Here is a 23,862-nt window from a genome sequence, read left to right on the forward strand (position 1 = left end):
CTATACTGCGCGCCGTTTCCCGTATTCCCGTTCTTTAACATCCTAGTTGGAAGATATCCATGCATCCGATGCTCACCATCGCCGTGCGCGCTGCGCGCAAGGCCGGTAACCTGATTGCCAAACATTACGAAACGCCAGATTCTGTAGAAGCGACTCAAAAAGGTACCAATGATTTTGTTACCAATGTAGACCGCGAAGCAGAACACATGATTATCGACGTCATTCGCAAATCCTATCCAAAACACACCATCATCAGTGAAGAGTGTGGCGAGCTGGAAGGCGAAGACAAAGATGTACAATGGATTATCGACCCGCTGGATGGCACCACCAACTTCGTTAAACGCTTCCCACATTTCGCTGTTTCTATCGCCGTGCGCATCAAAGGCCGCACTGAAGTTGCGGTAGTTTACGATCCAATGCGTAACGAACTGTTCACCGCGACCCGTGGTCAGGGCGCACAGCTGAACGGTTACCGTCTGCGCGGCACTAACGCGAAAGATCTCGACGGCACCATTCTGGCGACCGGCTTCCCGTTCAAAGCAAAACAACACGCAAACAGCTACATCAATGTGATTGGCAAACTGTTCACTGAGTGCGCAGATTTCCGTCGCACCGGTTCTGCTGCGCTGGATCTGGCGTATGTGGCCGCTGGCCGCGTTGACGGTTTTTTTGAAATTGCCCTGAAGCCTTGGGATTTCGCCGGTGGCGAACTGCTGGTACGTGAATCAGGCGGCGTGGTCACTGACTTCGTTGGCGGTCACAACCATTACTCTTCTGGCAACATCGTTGCCGGTAACCCGCGCGTTGTTAAAGGTATTCTCAATACCATGCGTGAAGAACTGAGCGAAGCGCTGAAGCGTTAATTCCGCTGCCGGTCAGTTAAAAAAAACGGACGTCCCATCGGGCGTCCGTTTTTTTATGCCTGCCGTTTACCCCCTGAAGGGACCGCCGGTTATCGGGGAGACATCGCCGCCACCGGAGCTGTAGAGCAACATGCCCGCCACCAGCAGCACAATTCCGCCGGTCAGCGCCAGCAGCGACCAGGTGATCCGCTGCCAGGCCGCAGGCGTCCGGGTGGCGCTCAGTTTTACGGCCAGCGCACGGCTGTAAAACACCAGCACGCCGATAAGCGATACGGTCAGGGACGTTCCGACAGCCATGGTGATCGCCGAGATCACGCCCCAGCTGTAAACACCGATAACTTTCGCGAACAGTAACACCATGATCGCGCCGGAACAGGGCCGCAGTCCCATCGCCAGTACAATGGCCACCTGGGTGCGTAAATCTCCGCCGGCCTGAAGCTGCTGATCGCTGGGAACGTGCTGATGCCCGCAACCGCAATGCTCATCATGAATGTGCGTTTCGTTTCCCAGCGGCGAAAGACGGCGGATGTGCATCGCCGGTACCGGGCGCAAACTTTTGATCGTCTGCCACACGCGTTTCAGTGCGCGCCAGCAGAGCAAAAGCCCCAGCAGCATCACCAGAATAAAGCTCCCCCGCTCCATCCAGAAACTGCTCTGATGCAGCTGACGCGAAGAGAGTTGCAGCACGCCAAGCACTACGCTGACCAGCAATATTGCCACCAGCCCCTGCACGATCGCCGACGCAAAAGTCAGTTTCAGGCTGCTTTTAAGCCGTGAGGGGTGCGTCGCCAGATAAGTGGTGATGACGATTTTCCCGTGCCCCGGTCCGATGGCGTGGATCACCCCGTAAACAAGGCTGAAGCCTGCCAGCGTCATGCCCGACTGCATCGGATTTTCTTTCACCTGACGCAGCAGACCGGCCAGTTCCTGATGCAATTCGCGCTGCCAGATAATGCTGCTCAGCAAAATGCGCGGCCAGTAGTGCATCAGCAGCACACCGCCACCCGCCAGCAAAATGAGGAAAATGGCCAGCGGCCAGAGATCACGCCATGAGAGTGTTTTCGACGGCGTTGAGATTAATGACATTCCAGCGTGACCTTTTGTGCAAATTGCTGCCCGAGATCCATATCTTCCGGCGGGGCATCGGCCTTATCGAGAGACAGCGCGTAGTTTTGCAGCGAAGCATCCGGTTTCGGCGTAAACAGCGCCAGCGTGCAGCGCTTTTCAAGCGACGGCGGCAGATGCAGCGCAGCGTTGTCTTTATAGGTCATATCGACAAAGTACGAGGGATCGAACGTTGAAAACTCCATGGGTTTGCCCTCCAGCAGTTGCGGTTTTGCCAGCGGCAGAACGAATTCCAGCACCGCCTGATCGCCCTTGCGGGAAAGCTGATATTCGCTGGGTAAATCCAGATATTTCACCGGTTTTCCTTCACGGTAGAAATTGGTGAAGTAGTGCTGACTCAGCACCCGCGCCATCACTTCGGCGGCGAGTTTCTTCCAGATATCGGAACCCGGTTTGGCGTTCTGCGCGTCATACAGCAAATCTGCTGAGGTGATTTCATCCATCGTCCAGACCATTTTCAGCCCGGTCAGCGAGGTTTCATTCGCCACCAGCGTCGTCTGCATATCGATAAAACTGTGCGGGTGCGCCAGCACCGTTGCGGGCAGGCAGAACAGCGCAGTGCCCAGCCATTTGGCATAACGGGAGAAAGGCCGGTTCCGGGCCTGGTGTAACGTCATTTCCATATCAGGCGCCATTATATTGTTACTAAGTAACAGTATTTTGCTGTGCATTTAGGCGGTCGTCAAAAATATCTGTGATCTGAGTTGTAAGCCGGAGTAAAACCCGCCAGCCATGCCCTGCCGCGGGCAGGCGGTTTGCTATGCTTGACTAATAATTTCATGTGGCACCATTACAGAAGGTGATATGACTCTGGAAACACAACCCACTCCTGCGCTTTCCGCTTCGCAACGTCGCTGCCACGTGTTGCTGATGCTGTACGCGCCGCTGACGGCTGTGCAACTGGAAATCATCAGTGAAATCAACCGTGTTGATCTGCGCACCACCTGGGACGATCTCGCAGAAGTGACCTGCGAAATTCAGCGGATCCATCATCTGGATGTTCTGCAATACAGTGAAAAAGAGTGCCGCATTGAAGGCGATACGCTTGCCCAGCGCTTATGTTTGTTTCACGGTTTGCGCCGCACATTACGTATTTCCCCCGATTTCGTGCCCCGCTATTTTCTTCCCTGGTTACACATTGCTTTCGAAAGTCAGCCCTGCCCGAAGGCGGCGCTGAGGACTGACATTCTGGGAATGATGATTGAAGACTGCTCCTCGCTGCTGCCAAAAGGGCTGAGCGAGCATGACTGCAAGCTGATGCGCATCTGCCTTCAATATTGTTTATGGCAGAACGGCGCATGGAAAAACGCCCCCTCCTCCGGGCTGCGTTTCACCGAACAACAGCGCCGCTGGTTGCGTGAGAAAGCCGAATACACGGCAGCGCGCGAGCTGTTTATGCAGCTGCAAACGCTGAGTAACGGTCTGCTGGATGACTGTGAGTGCGAATTTTTCACGCTGATGTTGCGGATGTTGAAAACTCACAGTTATCAGAGCTCCGGTTCTACCGAAGACCAGCGTTTACTGCTGCACATCGAAAGTCTGGTGGGGCGTTTTCAGGAAGTCGCCGGAATGAAATTCAGCAGCTACGAAGGGCTGGTCGGTCAGCTGTTCGCGCATCTCGGCCCGGCGATCGAACGCTGTCATTTCGGCATTGGTATCGACAATTTAATGCAGGAAGAAGTGAACCGCATGTATCCGCGCCTGGTGCGGACAACGCGCGAAGCACTGGAAGGCTTTGAGCACGAATATCTGATCCAGCTTTCCGAAGATGAAATCGGGCTGGTGGCGATCACGTTCGGCGCATGGCTGATGCAGGGAAATGCCTTGCAGGAAAAACAAATTCTGCTGCTGACCCATGACAATCCGCAGCTGGAAGAAGCGGTCGAGCAGCAAATCCGCGAAGCAACGCTGCTGCCGCTGAACATCAAATATCAGACGCTGACGGATTTCTACAAATTTGGTGCGCCGAGCGGCGTGGCGATGATTGTCACCCCCTACGCCACCCGCAGCACCGATGCCGATCCGCTGGTGATCCACACTCAACTGCCACTGGCGAAAGAGCAGCGAAAACGTATCCGCTCGCTGCTCGAGGCGCCTTAGCGCGTTGCCGGTGCTGACGGCGCGACCTGCGGACGCAGGAAAATCGCCGGTACCGCCAGCAGTGCCATCACCCAGAACAGGCCCGCGTGGAGATGTTCGAACAGGAAGCCGGACACCATGGTCATCACCGCCACGCCGCCCCCCATCGCCAGTGCGGAATACACCGATTGCAGGCGAATGACCTGATCACGCGGACGCGCCGCGATAAAGCGCATGCCCGCCAGATGACACACCGTGAAGGTGCCGCAGTGCAAGATCTGAACCACAATAAGCCACGGCAGCGCGGTGAACGCCCCCATCATTGCCCAGCGCACCACGCCACAGACGGCGGAAAGCAGCAGTAAATCACGCGCAGACCAGCGGCTGAACAGCTGTTTGCTGAAGGTAAAGACCAGCACTTCCGCCACCACCCCCAGCGACCAGAGATAACCAATGGTCGTGGAAGAATACCCGACATCCTGCCAGTAAATGGCGCTGAAACCGTAGTACGCCGCATGTGCGCCCTGCAACAGCGTGACGCACAGCAGGAAGCGCCACACCGGCTTTTCGCCCAGCAGCGCTCTCCAGGAGATGGTCGGTGCACCGCTTTGACGCGGTTCGCCCACCGGTTTCACACTCGGACGCAGCAACATTCCCAGCAGCATGGCCGCCACACCTGCGGTCAGTGTGTAGAGGATCGCGTTATGCCCGTACACTTCAACCAGCTTGCCGGTCAGCGCCGAACCAATCACAAACGCAATGGAACCCCAGACGCGTACCTTGCCGTAATCCATATTGATCTGACGTTGCAGTGTGCCTGCCATCGCATCGGTCAGCGGTACCAGCGGGCCAAAGAACAGACTGAATCCGGCGATGTTGATCATCAGCCACGCCCAGCCATTGCCAAACCAGAAGCCAACCGCGAACGCCAGCGTAAGCAGCGCCAGAATGCGCAGCCCGGTGACCAGATGAGAGGGATCTTTAATTGATGGGGAGATGATCAGCGTGCCAAGGAATCGCGCCACTAATCCGGCGCCGAGCAGCAGGCCAATATTTTCGGATGAAATGCCCTCGCCCTTGAGCCACAAACCCCAGAAGGGAAGAAAAATACCGTAACTGAAAAAATAGGTGAAATAACTGAGTGCCAGCCAGCGTGTGGAACGCAATTCCATAGATCCTCCGGTGTGAGACCAATACTTTGACAGAGCTCACAATCGCTAGCAATCCGCAAACCTCTTCATCACAAAAGAATGTCTGCCAGCTCACAAATTCTGATTCATAGGTATAAAAAAACCCGCCGGAGCGGGTTTTAGCAGCTTTACGGCTTCACGAATATTACGCGTAAACCGGGAAGCGTGCGCAGATATCGAGGACTTTGTTTTTCACGCGTTCGATAGTGGCTTCGTCGTTCACGTTGTCCAGCACGTCACAGATCCAGCCAGCCAGTTCACGCGCTTCAGCTTCTTTAAAGCCGCGACGGGTAATAGCCGGAGTACCGATACGCACGCCAGAAGTCACAAACGGGCTCTTCGGATCGTTAGGTACGCTGTTTTTGTTCACGGTGATGTTAGCGCGACCCAATGCAGCATCGGCTTCTTTACCGGTCAGGTTTTTCTCAACCAGATCCATCAGGAACAGGTGATTGTGCGTGCCGCCGGACACCACTTTATAGCCGCGTTCCAGAACCACCGCCACCATCGCCTGGGCATTTTTAGCCACTTGCTGCTGGTAAACTTTAAACTCAGGTTCCATCGCTTCTTTCAGTGCGACCGCTTTACCGGCAATCACGTGCATCAGCGGGCCGCCCTGGCCGCCAGGGAATACTGCGGAGTTCAGTTTTTTGTAGAACTCTTCGTCGCCGCCTTTCGCCAGAATCAGACCGCCGCGTGGGCCAGCCAGCGTTTTGTGCGTGGTGGTGGTGACGATGTGTGCGTGTGGAACCGGGTTAGGGTAAACGCCCGCCGCAATCAGACCGGCAACGTGTGCCATATCAACGAAGAAGTATGCGCCCACGCTGTCTGCGATTTCACGCATTTTTGCCCAGTCAACGATACCGGAGAAGGCTGAGAAGCCGCCGATGATCATTTTTGGTTTGTGCAGTTCGGCCTGACGTTTTACGTCGTCATAGTCGATGTCGCCGCTTTCGTCGATGCCGTAAGGCACCACGTTGTACAGTTTGCCGGACAGGTTAACCGGTGAACCGTGAGTCAGGTGACCGCCATGGCCGAGGTTCATCCCCAGAATGGTGTCGCCCGGTTGCAGCAGTGCGGTATACACCGCGAAGTTTGCCTGTGAGCCGGAATGTGGCTGAACGTTGGCGAAATCTGCACCGAACAATTCTTTTGCACGGTCGATAGCCAGTTGTTCAACGATGTCGACGTACTCACAACCACCGTAATAACGTTTGCCCGGGTAGCCTTCGGCATATTTGTTGGTCAGTTGCGAACCCTGAGCCTGCATGACACGCGGGCTGGTGTAGTTTTCTGACGCAATCAGCTCGATATGTTCTTCCTGACGAACAACTTCTTTTTCCATTGCTGCCCACAGCTCAGCATCATAATCGGCAATGTTCATTTCACGCTTTAACATCCGCATCTCCTGACTCAACAAACTAAAAATAAACGCCCCTCGGGGTTCTGCGCCACAGTGTAAATGTTTAAGCGGCCTTCGGATAGGGTCAGTTTAAGGTTTTTAGGCAAACGATTGGCTCCAGATACAGCAAGGCTTTGATCTAAGAACCCCTGCCTGGAATCAAGGGATAAATATTCATCTGAACATGTCTATATTTCAGCTTTGTGACCTGGGCACCTGACGTAAAGCCCTTACCCCTTTAGTGGGTGTTTACAAAAATTGTGGGTTTATATAAGATGCATTTAAAATACATGTTTAATAAAATCGACGAAGACACGGAGTTCACTATGCTTGATTCAGCCACTATCGCGACCGTTAAATCCACTATTCCATTACTGGCGGCAACCGGCCCGAAACTGACCGCACACTTCTACGACCGCATGTTCGAACACAATCCCGAACTCAAAGATATCTTCAATATGAGCAACCAGCGCAACGGCGATCAGCGTCAGGCGCTGTTTGATGCCATCTGCGCTTATGCAGCCAATATCGAAAATCTGGCGGCGCTGCTGCCCGCGGTGGAACGCATCGCGCAAAAACACACCAGTTTCACCATTCAGCCTGAGCAATACAACATTGTCGGCGCACACCTGCTGGCAACGCTGGATGAAATGTTCAGTCCGGGTCAGGAAGTGCTGGATGCCTGGGGCAAAGCCTATGGCGTACTGGCGAACGTGTTTATCAATCGTGAAGCGGAGATTTATCAGGACAGCGCAGAAAAAACCGGTGGCTGGCGCGGCACGCGTGAATTCCGCATCGCCGAAAAACAGCCGCAGAGCGAACTGATCACGTCCTTCCTGCTCGAACCTGTCGATGGCAAACCAGTTGCTGACTTTCAGCCGGGGCAGTATCTGGCGGTGTATATCCGCGACGCGTCACTGGAAAATCAGGAAATCCGTCAGTATTCCCTGACGCAGGCACCGAACGGCAAAACCTACCGGATTGCGGTGAAACGCGAAGGGGAAGGCGCCGTATCTAACTTCCTGCATAATTTTGCGCTGCCGGGCGACATCATCCATCTGGCGGCCCCGCACGGCGATTTCTTTATGGATATCAGCGATACCACGCCGGTTGCGCTGATTTCTGCCGGTGTCGGTCAGACGCCGATGTTAGGCATGCTCAATACGCTGGCAGCGCGCGGACATCACGCGCCGGTGCAGTGGCTGCACGCGGCTGAAAACGGTGCGGTACATGCGTTTGCCTCAGAGGTAAAAGGCGCACAGAAAAACCTGCCGCAGCTGGAAAGCCATGTCTGGTATAACCAGCCACAGGCGAATGATTTACCGGGTGAGGATTATCAGTATGAAGGGCTGATGAATCTGAGCAGCGTCAGTACACAGCTGAGCGATCCGGCGATGCATTTCTACCTGTGCGGCCCGGTCGGGTTTATGCAGTTTGCGGCGAAACAGCTGCTGGCGATGAACATCCGTGAAGCCAACATTCATTACGAATGCTTCGGCCCGCATAAAGTGATTTAAAGCAGAAAGACCAGAAATGCAAAAAGGCTGATGAGATATCAGCCTTTTTCGTTTTTTCGCCGCAACCGGGAATTAAATGGCTTCTTCGTCCTGCTCGCCGGTACGGATACGCACGACCCGCGCCACGTCGAACACAAAGATTTTACCGTCGCCGATTTTACCGGTCTGCGCAGTGGTCATGATGGTTTCCACGCAGGTATCCACGATGTCATCCGCCACGACAATTTCTATTTTTACTTTTGGCAGGAAATCGACCATGTATTCCGCACCACGGTACAGCTCGGTGTGACCTTTCTGACGGCCAAACCCTTTCACTTCGGTCACGGTCATCCCGGTAATCCCGACTTCTGCCAGCGCTTCACGGACGTCGTCGAGTTTGAATGGCTTGATAATCGCATCAATCTTTTTCATGGCGGACCCTTATAATCATTCGTTTGCTCTCCGCCTTCCTGAGCGGCAGCATGGTTCACAGTCTGGCTTCGGGTGCGCGCGGCACGCGAAGGCGCTAAAGGTATCATAGTTCAGCGGCAGGAATGTACCTCAAGCCTCTGAAAGTAAATTCCCGTTACTCTTTAAAATCGGTGGCTTCCAGCTCGTGGCGGGACAGCAACTTATAAAACTCGGTGCGGTTACGTCCGGCAATGCGTGCCGCCTGAGTGACGTTGCCTTTCGTGATTTGCAAAAGCTTACGCAGATAATTCAGTTCGAACTGGTTACGCGCATCCGCAAAAGTGGGCAGCGCGGTGTTTTCACCTTCGAGCGCCTGACGGACCAGCGCTTCACTGATCACCGGCGCCGAGGTCAGCGCCACGCATTGTTCGATCACGTTGACCAGCTGACGCACATTGCCCGGCCAACTGGCCGCCATCAGGCCTTTGAGCGCATCGGTGGAAAAACTGCGCACAAAAGGTTTGTGCCGCAGTGCAGAAATGCGCAGCAAATGGTTGGCGAGCAGCGGGATATCCTCCGCCCTTTCACTCAGCGTCGGTAATTTCAGCCCCACGACGTTCAGCCGGTAGAACAAGTCCTCGCGAAACTCGCCCTTCTCCATCGCTTTCGGCAAATCCCGGTGCGTGGCGGAAATGATCCGCACATCCACGTCAATATCGTGATTACTGCCAAGCGGGCGCACTTTGCGTTCCTGCAATACGCGCAGCAATTTCACCTGCAATGACAACGGCATGTCGCCGATTTCATCGAGAAATAATGTCCCGCCGGTGGCGGCCTGGAATAACCCTTCACGGCTGCTCACCGCGCCGGTAAAGGCTCCTTTGGCATGACCAAACAGTTCTGATTCCAGCAACTGCTCCGGCAGTGCGCCACAGTTTATGGCGATAAAGGCTTTCTTACCGCGCGGGCTGGCCCCGTGGATAGCCTGCGCCAGCACTTCTTTACCGGTGCCGCTCTGGCCGTTGATCAGCACACTGACGTCAGACTGCGCGACCATATTGGCCTGCTCGAGCAGACGCAGCATGATCGGGCTGCGCGTGACGATTGCCTCGCGCCAGCTTTCGTCAACCGACGGGCTGGACTGCGCAAGCGCTTCATCAATGGCTTTATACAACGCATCGCGGTCAACCGGCTTGGTCAGGAATCCAAAGACGCCCTGCTGGGTGGCGGCGACCGCATCGGGGATCGAGCCGTGCGCGGTGAGAATGATCACCGGCATGCCAGGCTGAAATTTTTGGATCTCGGCGAACAGCGCCATGCCGTCCATTTCATCCATGCGTAAATCGCTCAGCACCAGATCAATACGTTCGCGGTGCAGGACGCGCAGCGCCTCAGCTCCGCTTTCCGCGGTGGTGACACGAAAACCTTCGCTGGTCAGGCGCATCCCCAGCAGTTTTAACAGGCTGGGATCGTCATCAACCAGCAATAAACTGGCGGCTTTGCGTAGCGTCATTTTGCGTTCAGCCCTTTTGGCGGCGTGTAGGTCTCAGCCGGTTTGACAGAGGAGTCAGCGTTAGATTTTGCCGGTGTGGCCGGATCGTTATCCGGTAAATCACCCTGAATTTGTTTGCGCGAGGAGAGCTGACGTTCGATATCGGTCAGGTTCTCCAGTTTACGGCGCGTATCCGCCAGGCTGTCTTCCAGCACCTGCTGCTGAGCGGTCATCGCCTGAAGTTTTTCCTGGCCGACCGCCTGCTGGCGAAGGTTGCGGGCTTTTTCATCCCCCAGCGTCACCTGCAGATTCTGACGCTCACGCCACAACTGCACCAGCGGACGGATCGAGCCAGGCATCTGCCCGCGATACTGGCTGACTTTATTTAATAACGCGCGGCGCTGGGTTTGATCCGGATCGGCACCGGATAACAGAATGCTTTGTTTGAAGACCTGATCCCAGCGGGTGGCGGGGATCTGCTGCGCCTGAAAACGCGCCTGCGCATCATTCATGCGATCGGCACAATCCATCGCACGCAGCCAGTAAAGGGAATTGGTCAGCGCATCGTCATCGTCCAGCGCCCACAGGGTTTCACAGGGCGCAATACGAAAATCGGTGACTTTACTCTCCGGAACGATCTGATCGGAGACTTGCTGATAATAGCGGTTATCGGCGGTGTGCGGCACACAGCCCATCAGCACCAGCGGCGCGCCGAGTAAAAATATCCGGCGGCTCAGCACGCTGCGCACGCGCGCAGCGGCACATTTCAACAGTGAGGTTAATGCGCTCATAGGGCGCACCAGCCAGCAAATATCATCATTATTAATTCTTCTCAGCCGTCAGGGGCAATTCGATACGGAAACAAACGTCCGCATCCTCAACGGCAACCAGTTGCAGCTCTCCATGCATGCGGCGAATACAGTCCTGAGCAATGCTTAATCCCAGACCGCTGCCTTTTACAGCCCCTTTTCTCTGCTGGCTACCCTGATAAAAAGGTTCAAAAATCATCGCACGTTCGGCATCGGGGATCGGCGCGCCGGAGTTCGCCACTTCGATAATCACCCGCCCTTCTCCCGGCCTGCTGCGGACCCAAATAGTACCGGATTCAGCCCCGTAGTGCACCGCATTGGAGTAGAGATTATCCAGCACGCGACGCAGCAACGTCGGCTCAGCCAGACACTGTGGCGCATCGATGTGGACTTCGCTGCGAATTTTCTTCGCACGCGCAGGAAGAGAGTTCGCCGCGACCACGTCGGCCACCAGCGCATTAAGATCAACCGCCACGCTGAGCGTCGGTGCATCGGCCAGTTTACGGTTGTAATCGAGCAGTTGTTCGATCAGCGTTTGCAAATGGCGGCTGCTGTTATTGAGGATCGCCACCACTTCTTTTTGATCCGGCGTTAAAGGCCCGGCGACTTCATCGGCCAGCAGTTCGGTGCCTTCGCGCATACTGGCGAGGGGCGTTTTCAGCTCATGAGAAATATGGCGGAGGAATTCATGACGCTGCGATTCCAGCCAGGCCAGACGCTCGCTCAGCCAGACGATGCGTTGTACCAGTGACCGGATTTCCCGCGGGCCTTTGAAGCGTGTGACATCCCCCAGATTTCGCCCCTCGCCCAGCCGGTTGATCATGCGCTCAACGCCCTTAACCGGACCGATGATCATGCGGGTAAACAGCAGCACCAGCGCACCACTAAGCAGGAAAAGAACCAGCGCCTGCCAGCCGAAAAACTGGCCACGTTCGGCGATAGCTCGCTGCAACTGCTGGCCGCGTGAAAAGACCACTTCACGGGTGGCCTGAACCATTTCGGCATTCGTGCGGGAGAAGTTTTCCAGGCGTGCAGAAGAGTCAGCATCCGGGGCGTTATTGTGGCAGGTCAGCGTAGTGAGCTGGGTCAGTAACGTGCGCAGCGTCTGGTAATAACGTAAATCCGGCAGCACCGAAGCATGGGCATCCAGCATCTGGGAATATTGTTTATGTTGATTCTGATAAAGGCGGGAAAGAGTGGGATCGTCGAGGACGCAATACTGACGGTAACTGCGCTCCATCTCCAGCGCGATGCTGGACATCGCTTCGCTGCGGCGGGCGTCGCTCAGCGTGGTGCGGTTAATGCGCGCCGCCTGACGGCTGAGCTGATCGAGGCTGTCATAGGCCTGATAGGCCAGCACCAGTAAAGGCAGCAGCACCAGCAGGAAAGCCATCAATACCAGCTGACGTAACGAGCCGGGGAATAAACGTCCTCTTTTCAACGCATTCATCTCATTTTCAACAGATGACGTCATGCTAGCTGACAACGGTTTGAACAGCCAGTGCGACAGCAAAGCAACGTAGGTTTTAGCGCGAAAGGGGTGAAACAGGAAGTTTTCAGAGGGAGGTATTGCTGAACGCCTTTTGCAGGCGTTCAGCAAACCGGAAGAGGTGGTGCCTCACTCAACGTGTCGTTCGATGCTTGATAACGTGCTTGCGCAACGATTATCGGTCTGGTGAACGATAGGCACCGTTTCTTTGGCGTCATTCGGGCATTATGAGCATATCAACGCTTTCGCGTGAGCCAATCATAATCAGGTGAATGAGCAACTGACAGGATACTAGCACAATGCATGCCAACATTAAAATAACATTTTTATAGCATTGAATAGGCTACGTTTTATTTTTTCAGCACGTAATTTACACGGGGTAAAGCCCGAATATGCCGTTGAAAAAACAGTCACAGTGTCGCCATTGCCCAACAAAAACCTGCCTGATAATTAAATGACTTTAAAAACAGCAGGATAAATGTCGTTAAATGACGACAGGCCTTTACTGGTTTGTCGTCATTTTATGACACAGACGCATTAATGATTGAAAGCAGCCCGCTTGTTCAGTTGTTTATGGCTGTACATCGCCTGATCGGAGTCCGCCAGCAGGCTGTGAACGGAGTCATGTTTATGCGGGTTATATTCGATCTGCCCGACGCTGAATTTAATGTTGTATCCGCGCTGTTCCTGAAGATTCCATCCGACCACGGCTTCGTGCAGGCGCTGCATGATTTCAGTGGCTTCGAGATGGCTGACGTTGGTGAGCAGCGCGACAAACTCATCCCCGCCGAGCCGCCCCACCACGTCCGTTTCGCGCAATAATCCGCTGAGAATGCCGGCGAAAACGGTCAGCGCGCGGTCACCTTCGGCGTGCCCGAATTTATCGTTAATCTCTTTAAAATCATTCAAATCGAAGAAGAGCATCGTGGCGGGTAATCCCAGACGCTGACAGGCATTCAGCGTTTGCTGCGCCTGCGCTTCGAAACCGCGACGATTAGCCACCAGCGTCAGTTCATCCATGGTCGCCATTTGCAGCGCCCCGATTTCCTGTTCGGCCATTCTGGCTAAATCGCGCAGCAACTGACGCTCATCGGCATCCATATCGCGCGGCTTGACGTCAATCAGGCACAAGGTGCCGAGCGAACTGCCGTTTGGCACCACCAGCGGGCAACCGGCAGACTAAGAGAAGTCCGTAAAGTCAGTCTTGCGGGCAAATAGGGTGAAAATAACACGCAATATCCAATTAATGCTCACTAAAACCGAGCGAATTTGGCACCGGCACCGGCTGTTCGCAGTCTATCGGATTATCGGCTTTCGCCGGATCGCACTGGGTGGCCTGCTGCGGAATAAAGATATGATCCAGAATCGCACGCGCCGTCGGCCCGGCAATCACGCCATCACCGCCGCCGTTTTCAAGGATCAGCGCCATCACCACGGACGGATGTTTGTACGGAGCAAAAGCGGTGTAGAAGATATGATCACGCAACCGTACCGGCGTCATTTTGGCGTTATAGGTCTGGTTCTCACGCAGGCTGAACACCTGAGATGTCCCGGATTTCGCCGCTATCTGATAAGGCGCGGTATGGAAAAGTTTGTAGCCGGTGCCGTTTGGCAGATTCGCCATGCCGAACATACCGTTTTTGACGATCCCCCAGATCGGAGATTTCGGATCGGCAATTTGCTGCGTCGGCGGCATCTTATACGGCGTAATCACTTTGCCACTTTTTGACGAATACAGCAGATGCGGCGTCTCCAGCTTACCGTTATTCACCAGCGCACTTAATGCACGCACCATCTGAATAGGCGTCGCCACCCAGTAGCCCTGCCCGATGCCCACAGAAACCGTATCGCCCTGATACCAGCCCTTCTTGTGCACCTTCAATTTCCATTCACGGCTTGGCAGCACGCCGTTGTACTGCTCATCCAGATCTATGCCGGTGGATTTACCGTAACCGAATTTACTCAGCCAGGTATGAATACGGTCGATCCCCATTTCAAACGCCACCTGATAGAAGAAGGTATCCGCTGATTCCTCGATAGCTTTGGTGACGTTGAGCATCCCGTGGCCGGTTTTCAGCCAGTCACGGTAATGGCGCTGGGTACCCGGCAGCGTCCAGGTCGGCGCACCGAAGAAGGTGGTCTGCGGGGTGATCACGCCTTCAAACAGCGCCGAGGTCGCCATGAAAGGTTTTACCGTCGAGGCCGGTGGATAAAGCCCCTGGGTCACGCGGTTAATCAGCGGCAGATCGGGGTTTTTCAGCAGTGCACTGTATTGTTTGCTGGAGATGCCGTTCACGAACGGATTCGGATCGTAACTCGGGCTGGATACCATCGCCTTAATCCCGCCGTCACGCGGATCCATTACCACCACCGCCGCCCGCTGGCCTTTCAGCACTTTCTCGATGTATTGCTGCAAGTCGAGATCTAACGTCAGGTAGATATTTTGCCCGGCCTGTGGCGGCACTTCTTTCAGCAAACGCACCACATGCCCGTGGTTATCCACTTCCACTTCCTGATAACCGGTACGGCCATGCAAAATATTTTCATAATACTTTTCAACGCCCTGCTTACCAATATCATGATCTGCGGCGTAGTTTTCTGACAAGCCTTCGGCGTCGAGGCGTTTTTCATCTTTATCATTAATTTTCGACACATACCCGACCACGTGTGCCAGTTCGGCGCCATACGGATAGCGGCGCTGCTGATAGGTGCTGATCGAGACGCCGGGAAATTTGAACTGGTTGACGGAGAAGCGGGCGACTTCGATATCGGTCAGCGCCAGTTTTAGCGGGATTTGTGCAAAGCGACGCCCGTGGATCATCGCATCATGAAAGCTGTCGAGATCGTCCTGCGTCAGATCGACAATCGGCTTAAGCGCGTTCAGCGTGGCCTGTAAATCCGGGACTTTTCCGGGGATCATCTGCAACTGATATAACGTGATATTTTGCGCCAGGATGACGCCATTGCGATCCATGATAAGCCCGCGGCTTGGCGCGATCGGCAACATTTTAATGTCATTCTGATTCGATCGGGTCTGGTAAAAATCGTGCATCCCCACCTGTAAATGATACAGATTCAGCACCAGAACGGCGGACAACAGAAACACGACCATAAAAGCAATCACGGCGCGGCGGACGAAAAGGACGGACTCGGCGGTGTGGTCGCGAATTTCGTCGTTAAGTAAGGCCATAAGCGGGCAAATACCTTTATTGTCTGCTTCTTAAAGCGGGCGAAATGAAAAAGAGTGGGGTCTGGAAAAGTGCGCAAGGATAGCCCGTAGAGAAACAGGCGACTATAAGAAGTGTGCTAATGAAGTAGCAGGAGTGTTTCTATTTATTAACGAAAAGGATATTGCACGATGATGGCCTGACGACTTCGAGTTAACACAAGGCAAGGGCTCGAAACAGGCCATCCGTCAGCGGGCGGTGTTAAGCTTACAATCGCCGTAAACGTAACCCTCGGTTTGTGTCGCCACCACAAAGCTGTCTTTTGTGTGGATATACATCAGGTTATCCTGAGCGCCCGCTTTCATCGGCTGATTATCCTTACCGATAATATCGGTCAGTTCCGGGCTGGTGATAAGCTTGCTGCCGTCCGGCGAAAAACTGAACGTATTGCCCGCATCATAAACTGCTGCATTTTTATTGACGACTTCCGACACATCGCTGCCATCTTCTGCCTGGGTATGATGCGTTAAAACACATTGATACTGCGTAACAGCCGATGCAGAAAATGACGCCAGCGCCAACATCACCGCTACACAACCTCCTAACCTGACCATCAGAAAAATCCCTAAAATGAGTAAGAGCGCCATGCTATCACTTGCCCGCCCGGTGGGAAGGGCTTGCCAAAAATACTCACAAGTTGAATGTATTAAGCCAAATTACTTCTTAAAAATAATGTCTGGAATGACGGCCCGTCCGATCACTCGTTTTTTATACAGTCATTGAGAAAAATCCTGCTTATAATCCGCAGATTGCACTTATGCCGTTAAGAAAGGATTGAGATGAAATCTTTCAAAGTACCCGGTGCGGACTTTTATCTGCGTTTCCACGAATTGTCAGGGCTGGGCGTGCCGCTGGTGTTTTTACACGGCCTGGGATGTGCGGCTTCCTGCGACTTTCCCCGCGTGGCGACCGATGCCTCACTGCGACCACGTCGCTCCCTCCTGCTTGATTTTGCCGGTTCAGGCTACAGCGATAAACCTGATGATTTCAGTTACAGCCTGCAATCCCACGCTGATTGCGTGATTGCCTGGCTGGAAAGCCTTGGCGTACCGCAGGTGAATTTGATCGGCCACAGCATGGGCGGCAGCATTGCGATTATGGTGGCGGCGCAGCGGCCAGATCTTATTCAGCGGCTGATCGTCGCCGAACCCAATCTGGATACGGGAGGCGGCGTGTTTAGCCGTTCGGTCGCTGAATATACGGAAGAAGAGTATCTGCGCAGCGGGCACGCGCGTCTGATTGACGTCGCGGTTCGCGGCAATAATCACATCTGGGCGGGCTGTATGGGGATTGCCTCACCCAAAGCGATTCACCGTCAGGCCGTCGGGCTGGTGGAAGGTGAAGCGGTGTCGTGGCGCGAACAGCTTTACCAGCTAAGCATGCCGGCAACCGTACTGTTTGGTGAGTTTTCACTCCCGGAGCCGGATGTCGCCGTGCTGCCGCAGCACGGCATTCATACCGCGGTCGTCCCGCAGGCCGGTCATTCCATGATGTGGGAAAACCCGACCGGCGTAGCGGCTGCGATCAATGCCGCACTGAATGCCGAAGTGTTGTAGGTCAAAAGGAAAACGTGGTGATGTCTTCCTGGTGCTCAAGAAGGTGCGCAAACTGACTGACCTGTTGGGGCTCAGGAACAGAGCGCAATTGCAGTGCCAGATTAATGTTTTCCAGTATTGCCGCGTTTTCAACCAGCGCATCGTCCGTTGTCAGCCGCCCTTGCCTTACCATCCAGTCCGCCACATCCTTCCAGCGCCAGAGTGGGGAATTGCCTTTGAGCCGCTGGACAGGATTCGGGAAATTACGCGGCCCTCTTGCGCCATCTTTCAATAACGCCACCGATTGCCGGGTCAGACCGGCCAGCCCGGCAATATCGCTGAGTCCGACTAATGCCGAATCGACCGACTCCACGCGGGCATTCAGACCCGCTGATTCAATGTCACGGATAGCGGTCATGACAGCGCTGGCGAAAGAAGCACTGTCCCGGTCAAATTCCAGATACACCGAGGTGCCATAAAAAGCGATCAGAGCATCGTCGCAACCGCTCGCAAAAAGCGCATCTTCGAGATTTTCCGTATCCGACGTCACCCCGGAAAGTGTCAGCGTGAAGTTATAAAGTGGCAAAGAATCTCCTTATTCAGGTATGACAAAAAGGCGGTTTCCCGCCCTGGTGTTATGTCTCATCAGTCAGGCAATGATCTACTTTCCTGATAATTTGTGCAGCATGGTTTTCCGGATTACGGGGAGTGGACCAGATGCTCATCATATGTTCACGATGAGCAGGGATTCCGCACCGGATCCGACCAAAGCAGTGAGAACTGCCGCCGCCAGCGACAAAATGCCAGCCTTTGGATATCGCATATTCAATGGCCGCGTGAATATGTTTATTAGGATGTGCCTTCATTGGCCTCCTGTTGCTGTAGTATATCAATCCGTTGACACACGTCAACGACCACATGCATACGTCCTCATGCACGCCGGAAGTGTAACCTCGCAACAGGGACTAAAACCTTGAAAAAATGACATCGTCAAAAATAAATGTGGCCGCCCGTTTTGCGCAGAAAACAACCTTCCGTAATCATGCTGATCGCTCCCACGTCACAAAAAAGCCTTCGGGACAAAATGTGGCATCGTTCATGAAAAAACTAATCGCCGGATTAGTGATCCAGATCAACTAAAACCCGCGCCCCGCAAGGGCTGCAGAGGCGTTTTAAGTCCAATTTTGAGGCGTTTTTGGCCTGAAAATGGCGACTCATACCGCCAGCAATGCATTTCATTCCGCAACTCATGCATCTCACGCCGCAAATGAACCGCATATATACGCGAGGATTATCATAGCCACAGTTAATTGAATCTACTTCGCTCGGGAGAACCCATTATGAGTGACAAATCTGGCATGCCGAACTACAACCGTACCCGCTGGCTGACTCTGGCCGGTACCATTCTGACTCAACTTGCGCTGGGTTCTGTGTATACCTGGAGCCTGTTCAACGGTCAGCTTTCTGAAAAACTGGGCGAACCGGTCAGCCGCATCGCGCTGACCTTTGGGATCCTCAGCCTGTGTCTGGCGCTCTCCTCTTCCGTGGCCGGCAAACTTCAGGAGCGTTTCGGTGTGCGTAACGTCACCATCGCCGCAGGCGTGCTGATGGCCGCCGGGTTCTTCCTGACCGCTCATTCCGATAACGTGATCATGTTGTACATCAGCGCCGGTGTGCTGGTCGGCCTGGCGGATGGTGCGGGTTATTTGCTTACGCTGTCTAACTGCGTGAAATGGTTCCCTGAGCGTAAGGGGATGATTTCCGCCTGCGCTATCGGCGCCTACGGTCTGGGCAGCCTGCTGTTCAAATTTGTCTGCGGCCACCTGCTGGCGACGGAAGGTCTGCAAAACACCTTTATGATCTGGGGTGGCGTTGCGATGGTGATGGTGATTTCCGGTGCGCTGATGATGAAAGATGCGCCGAAACAAGAAACAGCCGACGTGACCCGCGAAGAAAACTCTCTTAACGATAACAGCAAAGACAGCCGTGAATTTACGCTGGCAGAAGCCGTTCGCGCACCGCAATACTGGATGCTGGCGCTGATGTTCCTGACGGCCTGCATGAGTGGTTTGTATGTGATTGGCGTAGCAAAAGATATCGGGCAGAGCCTGGTAAAACTGGATGCGCTGACTGCGGCCAATGCCGTCACTGTGATTGCGATTGCCAACCTGAGTGGCCGTCTGGTGCTGGGTGTGCTGTCTGACAAAATGCAGCGTATCCGCGTTATCTCCATCGCACAGGTCGTATCTCTGGCCGGTATGAGCATGATGCTGTTCACCCACATGAACGAAACCATGTTCTTTATCTCTGTGGCCTGCGTGGCCTTCAGCTTCGGCGGTACCATCACCGTGTATCCGTCACTGGTCAGCGACTTCTTCGGGCTGAACAACATGACCAAAAATTACGGTCTGCTTTATCTGGGCTTTGGTATCGGCAGCATCTTCGCTTCGCTGGTGGCTTCCCTGTTCGGCGGCTTCGCGGTGACCTTCAGCATCATCACCGCATTATTGATCGTATCATTGGTTCTTTCTGCCACGATTCGCTTACCGAATAAATCAGAAGCAGGTCATAATACGCTCCAGCACGTGTAAGGCAGCACTTGAGCGCAGAATAAATGATGAACGGGAGCGTAATTCGCTCCCGTTTCTTATGAGTAAAGCATATCCGTTCAGTGACTGACTCACACAAATCTTATGACCAAATGTGAATACACCGGACACCCGTAAATGAAACGCACTACCCTCGCTCTTTTCAGCCTGATGCTCAGCCTCACCGCATTTAACAGCGTTGCCGTCGCTTACCCTTCCAGCGCGCAGGAAGTTGCCGCAGAACTGAGCCGCAAAGCCAGCGAAAGCAGCACCCAGCCCGCAACATCTCTTGATGCCAGCGCACACAGCAAACTGACCTCCGCAGGCGACTACCTGAATTAAGGCAGCAAAATCAGCGCACCAGCGTGGCGCGCTTGCCGTCGAACTTCCATCCCTGTATCAGATATTGCATGGCGATCGCATCATCGCGGTCTTTTTGCGTCAGGTTGTTGTAGCGCTGATGGGCAATGCCGACGGCATCCATATCCAGCTCCACACCCAACCCCGGCAGATCGTTCAGCGCCAGTTTGCCGTCTCTGATTTGCAGCGGATTTTTAGTCAGATGCTGTCCTTCCTGCCAGATCCAGTGCGTATCAAACGGCGTAATCTCCCCCGGCGCTGCCGCACCGAGATGCGCCAGCATCGCCAGCGATACGTCGAAATGATTATTCGAGTGACAACCGAGCGTCAGTCCCCACGCATTGCATAACGTCCCGATGGTATTTGCCCCGCGCATCGACCAGTAATGGGGATCGGCCAGCGGGATATCTATCGCGTTCAGTTGCAGCGCATGGCTCATCTGCCGCCAGTCATTGGCAATCATATTGGTGGCGACCGGCAAACCGGTGGCGCGCCTGAATTCCGCCAGCGTTTCCCGCCCGGAAAAACCCTGCTCCGCGCCGCACGGATCTTCAACGTAAGACAAAATTCCGTGCATGCCTTTGCACAGCGAAATCGCCTGATCCAGCGACCACGAGGCGTTCGGGTCAACGGTTATCCGCGCCTGCGGGAAGCGCTGTTTCAGCGCCCTGACCGTGTCGATTTCGATTTCTCCCGCCTGAACGCCGCCTTTGAGTTTGAAATCCCTGAAACCGTATTTGTCCTGCGCGGCCTCGGCCAGTTGCACAACTTTCTCGTGCGTCATGGCTTCCTGATGCCGCAGGTGATACCACGGGTGTTGCCCCGCCTGCGCTTTCCCTTCCAGATAGGCTAAATCTGTTTTCTGGCGATCGGCGATATAAAACAGATACCCCAGCACCGGCACTTCATCACGCTGTTTGCCGGGGCCGAGCAGCTGGGCCACCGGCTGACCGAGATGTTTCCCCATCAGATCCAGCAGCGCAGTTTCCAGCACCGCCACGGCATTGTGATGCCGCTCGAGATCCCATGGCCGGAAGCCCGGCAGAACCGGCGCAGGCCGGCTATGTTCGTCAAGATCGCGTTTGTGCAAATCACTGACCAGCTGATTCATTTTGCCAATTTCCTGGCCGACGATATGCGGGATCGCGTCGTTAAGAATTTTCAGCACCACTCCCGTCGCGGGCGATTCCCCCACCCCGGTGTGCCCGGCGCTGTCTTTGAGCACCAGAAGAATGCGGGTGAAATAGCAATGGTGGGCACCGGCGATGTTCAGCAGCATGCTGTCGTGACCGGCAACCGGGATGACCTGCATTTCGACAATTTTTGGCGTATCAGACATGGCGTTTTTGCTCCAGTCCCTGCGGGGCGTGATAGTCAGGTTGAGTTGGCGTGCGGTGAGTTTTGGTGAAGAACAACGTGATGGCGGCAAACACGGAAATGCCGCTGAGGATATACAACCCCGACGTCGTGCTGCCGGTAGTTTGTTGCAGATAACCAAAGACCGCCGGTGCGAAGAATCCGCCCAGATTACCCAGCGAATTGATCAAGGCTATGCCCGGCGCAACGATGGAAGACGGCAACTGACTTTGCGGGATAGGCCAGAACAATACCGCACTGGATTTGGTGCCGACGCACACCACGCACAGCGCAAACAGACCAAACCACGGGCCACCGAGGGTACACAAACAGGTGCCGATGGCGGCAACAATCAGCGCCAGCGCCAGAATGGTTTCACGATTGCCGCGGAAACGGTCACTGACACGCCCGAGAATATTGATAGCGATAATGGCGCAAATCCACGGCACGGAGTTGAGCAAACCGATCTGTAACGGCGACAGTCCTGGGATCCGGCCAATAATCTCCGGCTGCCAGAACACCAGCGTGTAACCCGTCATGCACATCACGAAAAACAGAAAACAGAGGTAGGCCATTTTGCCGTCGGTGATCAACTTCCAGCGTGACTGGCCCTGAGTGTTCACATCACGCGAACTGGCCTCTTCGGTCAGCGCGGTGCTCAGCGCCTCTTTCTCTGCGGCGGTCAGCCATTTCGCTTCTTCCGGTCTGGAGACCAGGAAGAATGCCGCCACGATCCCGACCAGCACCGACAGCGCACCTTCAATAAACAGCACCCACTGCCAGCCCGGCAATCCCATGAAATCATGCAGTTCCAGCAATCCGCCGGTCACAGGGCCGGATAACAAGTACGCCGCCGCCGATCCGGTCAGGATCAGCGCCGTGGCGCGTCCGCGGTACACATTCGGTACCCATTTACGAAAATAAAACAGGATCCCAGGGAAGAAACCGGCTTCGGCCACGCCCAGTAAAAAGCGCAGCACGTAAAACTGCATCGGCGTCGTCACAAAGCCCATGGCAAAGACCACGGCGCCCCAGGTGATCATAATGCGGGTCAGCCAGACGCGTGCGCCGTACTTGTCCATCAGCATATTGCTGGGGATTTCGAACAGCGCGTAACCGACGAAGAACAAACCCGCGCCAAAACCGAAGGCGGCGGTGCTGATGCCGACGTCCGTTTCCAGACTGTGTTTAATGAATCCGACATTGGTGCGATCAATCTGGTTAATGATCAGCATCAGGATGAGCATCGGAATGGTGCGGACAAAGAATTTGCGGTTTGCACTTCTTACCGCTTTATTTTCATGACCGTTCATGAGGTTCCCTTAGCGTTGAAATAATGAGCAACTGCAACACTCATTAAAAAGCGAACGGGATGAATTGCCATTGTGCACTCGCCCAATGTTTGATCGTCAACAAAGACAGCCGCGGTGGATTAATTCATATTATCAATGGATTGAGTGATGTGCATAAGCACAGTCAATTTTAAAAGAGGGAATGACCTTTTGGGAGGATTAGCGAGGCGCTTCACAATTTCCGGTTAAATTTTTTCCGATCAACGGCTTAAAATCAAAGTATGTCATTATTCCTATGATTTACATGTTTGTTATAATCAGGCGTTGAAATCGATGACCGGGGCACGCCGTCCCGGCACAAGGAGCGTGAAATGAAAGCAACAGCTTTTTGGTTAATGATGGCAGGCGGTTCCGTAGCGATTGGCTACGTGATGGCGCTGATGATGGAGGTTTTGTAACGCCCGTTGCAGAACACTATTTTTCGATGAGGACATACCTATGGCTTTTTACAGCCCCAAACGCATCATCCTCTACACCGCCGCAGCCATCGTGTTGCTGGTTATCATTGGTCTGGTGACTTATTTTGGCGTCGGGCACATGGCGCTGTAACGCTTTCTCCCCTGCCCTGAGAAAGGAAACGTGGTGATACATCAGGTATCGCCACATAATGCCTGCAACAAAACCCCGTATGAACATCACACTCACTGAGAGAAAAACATGACTTACAAGGGATTAATGGTTGTTGCAGTGGTCATTCTGCTGGCCAGCATCGGTTCAGAATCATTGATACAGAAGGGAATTGCGTTAGCGGATGCGAAAATCGACCAGGTCATTGGTTATTACGCAGACAAATAAGGCTTACATCTGCTGGAGTAACCTTACCCGGTGATGACAAAACCATACACAGCGTTTGGTATCTTAAATCCATCAAATGTTGTGTGATGTCCCTGTGTAATACCCCTGTAGAACCCTGTTATTTTGCCCGCCGCGTGCGGGCTTTTTTTTGCCCGAAGCGTGACGAAAAGGAGGTCACTGACGTCAATGATGGCGGCTAACGCAGAGCCAGCCAAAGGAGAAAGGGGATTTGCCGGTGCTTTCCCGGCCGTCATATTATGGCGTAAGCGTCCATCGTACACTCCAACATTACG

General features: G+C 54.2%; 22 protein-coding genes. 7 read left to right on the top strand and 15 right to left on the bottom strand.

Annotation, left to right across the window (positions count from 1 at the left end; genetic code table 11):
• The first annotated feature begins 59 nt into the window (after positions 1 to 59).
• A complete protein-coding gene (suhB, locus tag ACO0U8_RS13185) occupies positions 60 to 863 on the top strand; it encodes an inositol-1-monophosphatase (protein WP_056781311.1) in 804 nt (267 codons plus the stop codon).
• Positions 864 to 929: 66 nt separating this feature from the next.
• On the opposite strand, the gene ACO0U8_RS13190 is transcribed toward suhB, so the two are convergent.
• Positions 930 to 1,949 (bottom strand): nickel/cobalt transporter, encoded by a 1,020-nt coding sequence (locus tag ACO0U8_RS13190; protein ID WP_421670940.1) that lies wholly within the window; start codon positions 1,947 to 1,949, stop codon positions 930 to 932.
• The gene (locus tag ACO0U8_RS13195; protein ID WP_390975682.1) at positions 1,940 to 2,491 is read right to left on the bottom strand and encodes a DUF1007 family protein; all 552 of its coding nucleotides are present in this window, start codon (positions 2,489 to 2,491) and stop codon (positions 1,940 to 1,942) included. The genes ACO0U8_RS13190 and ACO0U8_RS13195 overlap by 10 nt, the downstream gene beginning before the upstream one ends.
• Positions 2,492 to 2,792: 301 nt before the next feature.
• Here ACO0U8_RS13195 and csiE point away from each other — a divergent pair, with 301 nt between their 5' ends.
• On the top strand, positions 2,793 to 4,088 hold the full coding sequence (gene csiE / locus ACO0U8_RS13200) for a stationary phase inducible protein CsiE (protein WP_421670941.1): 1,296 nt from the start codon (positions 2,793 to 2,795) through the stop codon (positions 4,086 to 4,088).
• Here csiE and ACO0U8_RS13205 read toward each other — a convergent pair.
• Positions 4,085 to 5,239, bottom strand: coding sequence for a 3-phenylpropionate MFS transporter (locus tag ACO0U8_RS13205; protein WP_421670942.1), 1,155 nt, complete (start codon positions 5,237 to 5,239; stop codon positions 4,085 to 4,087). The genes csiE and ACO0U8_RS13205 overlap by 4 nt on opposite strands.
• A gap of 163 nt (positions 5,240 to 5,402) precedes the next feature.
• A complete protein-coding gene (glyA, locus tag ACO0U8_RS13210; protein WP_056781325.1) occupies positions 5,403 to 6,656 on the bottom strand; it encodes a serine hydroxymethyltransferase in 1,254 nt (417 codons plus the stop codon).
• Positions 6,657 to 6,934: 278 nt separating this feature from the next.
• Between glyA and hmpA the strand changes: the two genes are divergently transcribed.
• Positions 6,935 to 8,176 carry an NO-inducible flavohemoprotein gene (gene hmpA / locus ACO0U8_RS13215; protein ID WP_421670943.1) on the top strand — a complete coding sequence of 414 codons (1,242 nt, stop codon included), beginning with the start codon at positions 6,935 to 6,937 and terminating at the stop codon, positions 8,174 to 8,176.
• 72 nt (positions 8,177 to 8,248) lie between these two features.
• Here hmpA and glnB read toward each other — a convergent pair whose 3' ends face one another.
• The 7 genes from glnB to ACO0U8_RS13250 form a co-directional block, all read right to left on the bottom strand.
• A complete protein-coding gene (gene glnB, locus ACO0U8_RS13220) occupies positions 8,249 to 8,587 on the bottom strand; it encodes a nitrogen regulatory protein P-II (RefSeq protein WP_013574351.1) in 339 nt (112 codons plus the stop codon).
• A gap of 154 nt (positions 8,588 to 8,741) precedes the next feature.
• Positions 8,742 to 10,079 carry a two-component system response regulator GlrR gene (glrR, locus tag ACO0U8_RS13225; RefSeq protein ID WP_122097407.1) on the bottom strand — a complete coding sequence of 446 codons (1,338 nt, stop codon included), beginning with the start codon at positions 10,077 to 10,079 and terminating at the stop codon, positions 8,742 to 8,744.
• The gene (gene qseG / locus ACO0U8_RS13230; RefSeq protein WP_136375086.1) at positions 10,076 to 10,849 is read right to left on the bottom strand and encodes a two-component system QseEF-associated lipoprotein QseG; all 774 of its coding nucleotides are present in this window, start codon (positions 10,847 to 10,849) and stop codon (positions 10,076 to 10,078) included. The genes glrR and qseG overlap by 4 nt, the downstream gene beginning before the upstream one ends.
• Positions 10,850 to 10,880: 31 nt before the next feature.
• Complete coding sequence (locus ACO0U8_RS13235; protein WP_056781659.1) at positions 10,881 to 12,317, bottom strand: sensor histidine kinase; 1,437 nt, start codon at positions 12,315 to 12,317, stop codon at positions 10,881 to 10,883.
• A 576-nt stretch (positions 12,318 to 12,893) separates the two neighbouring features.
• The gene (locus ACO0U8_RS13240; protein WP_421670944.1) at positions 12,894 to 13,514 is read right to left on the bottom strand and encodes a GGDEF domain-containing protein; all 621 of its coding nucleotides are present in this window, start codon (positions 13,512 to 13,514) and stop codon (positions 12,894 to 12,896) included.
• A gap of 85 nt (positions 13,515 to 13,599) precedes the next feature.
• Entirely contained in the window at positions 13,600 to 15,546 is a 1,947-nt protein-coding gene (gene mrdA, locus ACO0U8_RS13245; protein WP_136375088.1) for a penicillin-binding protein 2, read from the bottom strand.
• A 225-nt stretch (positions 15,547 to 15,771) separates the two neighbouring features.
• A complete protein-coding gene (locus ACO0U8_RS13250) occupies positions 15,772 to 16,137 on the bottom strand; it encodes a hypothetical protein (protein WP_056781661.1) in 366 nt (121 codons plus the stop codon).
• Positions 16,138 to 16,362: 225 nt separating this feature from the next.
• On the opposite strand from ACO0U8_RS13250, the gene ACO0U8_RS13255 reads away from it, so the two are divergent.
• Positions 16,363 to 17,139: an alpha/beta fold hydrolase gene (locus ACO0U8_RS13255; protein ID WP_421670945.1), complete on the top strand. Its 777-nt coding sequence runs from the start codon at positions 16,363 to 16,365 to the stop codon at positions 17,137 to 17,139.
• 1 nt (position 17,140) lies between these two features.
• On the opposite strand, the gene ACO0U8_RS13260 is transcribed toward ACO0U8_RS13255, so the two are convergent.
• Positions 17,141 to 17,704: a helix-turn-helix transcriptional regulator gene (locus ACO0U8_RS13260; protein ID WP_056781342.1), complete on the bottom strand. Its 564-nt coding sequence runs from the start codon at positions 17,702 to 17,704 to the stop codon at positions 17,141 to 17,143.
• 49 nt (positions 17,705 to 17,753) lie between these two features.
• Positions 17,754 to 17,984 carry a hypothetical protein gene (locus tag ACO0U8_RS13265; protein ID WP_217204629.1) on the bottom strand — a complete coding sequence of 77 codons (231 nt, stop codon included), beginning with the start codon at positions 17,982 to 17,984 and terminating at the stop codon, positions 17,754 to 17,756.
• Positions 17,985 to 18,458: 474 nt separating this feature from the next.
• On the opposite strand from ACO0U8_RS13265, the gene ACO0U8_RS13270 reads away from it, so the two are divergent.
• Positions 18,459 to 19,709 carry an L-lactate MFS transporter gene (locus ACO0U8_RS13270; RefSeq protein WP_056781348.1) on the top strand — a complete coding sequence of 417 codons (1,251 nt, stop codon included), beginning with the start codon at positions 18,459 to 18,461 and terminating at the stop codon, positions 19,707 to 19,709.
• A gap of 135 nt (positions 19,710 to 19,844) precedes the next feature.
• On the top strand, positions 19,845 to 20,048 hold the full coding sequence (locus ACO0U8_RS13275; protein WP_056781351.1) for a hypothetical protein: 204 nt from the start codon (positions 19,845 to 19,847) through the stop codon (positions 20,046 to 20,048).
• 10 nt (positions 20,049 to 20,058) lie between these two features.
• On the opposite strand, the gene ACO0U8_RS13280 is transcribed toward ACO0U8_RS13275, so the two are convergent.
• Together ACO0U8_RS13280 and ACO0U8_RS13285 are read right to left on the bottom strand one after the other, a co-directional pair.
• Entirely contained in the window at positions 20,059 to 21,405 is a 1,347-nt protein-coding gene (locus ACO0U8_RS13280; RefSeq protein WP_421670946.1) for an enolase C-terminal domain-like protein, read from the bottom strand.
• On the bottom strand, positions 21,398 to 22,735 hold the full coding sequence (locus tag ACO0U8_RS13285; protein WP_056781358.1) for an MFS transporter: 1,338 nt from the start codon (positions 22,733 to 22,735) through the stop codon (positions 21,398 to 21,400). The genes ACO0U8_RS13280 and ACO0U8_RS13285 overlap by 8 nt, the downstream gene beginning before the upstream one ends.
• Positions 22,736 to 23,431: 696 nt before the next feature.
• Between ACO0U8_RS13285 and ACO0U8_RS13290 the strand changes: the two genes are divergently transcribed.
• Positions 23,432 to 23,569: a hypothetical protein gene (locus ACO0U8_RS13290; RefSeq protein WP_162997923.1), complete on the top strand. Its 138-nt coding sequence runs from the start codon at positions 23,432 to 23,434 to the stop codon at positions 23,567 to 23,569.
• Positions 23,570 to 23,862: the final 293 nt, after the last annotated feature.

Origin of the sequence: Rahnella sp. EDr1-12 (genome assembly GCF_049206505.1) — a bacterium.
Lineage (GTDB): Bacteria > Pseudomonadota > Gammaproteobacteria > Enterobacterales > Enterobacteriaceae > Rahnella > Rahnella rivi.

Bases quoted from the DNA above. Each gene is read 5' to 3' on its own strand.
- suhB (WP_056781311.1), top strand. From the start codon at position 60: ATGCATCCGATGCTCACCATCGCCGTGCGCGCTGCGCGCAAGGCCGGT.
- ACO0U8_RS13190 (WP_421670940.1), bottom strand. From the start codon at position 1,949: ATGTCATTAATCTCAACGCCGTCGAAAACACTCTCATGGCGTGATCTC.
- ACO0U8_RS13195 (WP_390975682.1), bottom strand. From the start codon at position 2,491: ATGCAGACGACGCTGGTGGCGAATGAAACCTCGCTGACCGGGCTGAAA.
- csiE (WP_421670941.1), top strand. From the start codon at position 2,793: ATGACTCTGGAAACACAACCCACTCCTGCGCTTTCCGCTTCGCAACGT.
- ACO0U8_RS13205 (WP_421670942.1), bottom strand. From the start codon at position 5,239: ATGGAATTGCGTTCCACACGCTGGCTGGCACTCAGTTATTTCACCTAT.
- glyA (WP_056781325.1), bottom strand. From the start codon at position 6,656: ATGTTAAAGCGTGAAATGAACATTGCCGATTATGATGCTGAGCTGTGG.
- hmpA (WP_421670943.1), top strand. From the start codon at position 6,935: ATGCATTTAAAATACATGTTTAATAAAATCGACGAAGACACGGAGTTC.
- glnB (WP_013574351.1), bottom strand. From the start codon at position 8,587: ATGAAAAAGATTGATGCGATTATCAAGCCATTCAAACTCGACGACGTC.
- glrR (WP_122097407.1), bottom strand. From the start codon at position 10,079: ATGACGCTACGCAAAGCCGCCAGTTTATTGCTGGTTGATGACGATCCC.
- qseG (WP_136375086.1), bottom strand. From the start codon at position 10,849: ATGAGCGCATTAACCTCACTGTTGAAATGTGCCGCTGCGCGCGTGCGC.
- ACO0U8_RS13235 (WP_056781659.1), bottom strand. From the start codon at position 12,317: ATGAATGCGTTGAAAAGAGGACGTTTATTCCCCGGCTCGTTACGTCAG.
- mrdA (WP_136375088.1), bottom strand. From the start codon at position 15,546: ATGGCCTTACTTAACGACGAAATTCGCGACCACACCGCCGAGTCCGTC.
- ACO0U8_RS13250 (WP_056781661.1), bottom strand. From the start codon at position 16,137: ATGGTCAGGTTAGGAGGTTGTGTAGCGGTGATGTTGGCGCTGGCGTCA.
- ACO0U8_RS13255 (WP_421670945.1), top strand. From the start codon at position 16,363: ATGAAATCTTTCAAAGTACCCGGTGCGGACTTTTATCTGCGTTTCCAC.
- ACO0U8_RS13265 (WP_217204629.1), bottom strand. From the start codon at position 17,984: ATGAAGGCACATCCTAATAAACATATTCACGCGGCCATTGAATATGCG.
- ACO0U8_RS13270 (WP_056781348.1), top strand. From the start codon at position 18,459: ATGAGTGACAAATCTGGCATGCCGAACTACAACCGTACCCGCTGGCTG.
- ACO0U8_RS13275 (WP_056781351.1), top strand. From the start codon at position 19,845: ATGAAACGCACTACCCTCGCTCTTTTCAGCCTGATGCTCAGCCTCACC.
- ACO0U8_RS13280 (WP_421670946.1), bottom strand. From the start codon at position 21,405: ATGTCTGATACGCCAAAAATTGTCGAAATGCAGGTCATCCCGGTTGCC.
- ACO0U8_RS13285 (WP_056781358.1), bottom strand. From the start codon at position 22,735: ATGAACGGTCATGAAAATAAAGCGGTAAGAAGTGCAAACCGCAAATTC.
- ACO0U8_RS13290 (WP_162997923.1), top strand. From the start codon at position 23,432: ATGACTTACAAGGGATTAATGGTTGTTGCAGTGGTCATTCTGCTGGCC.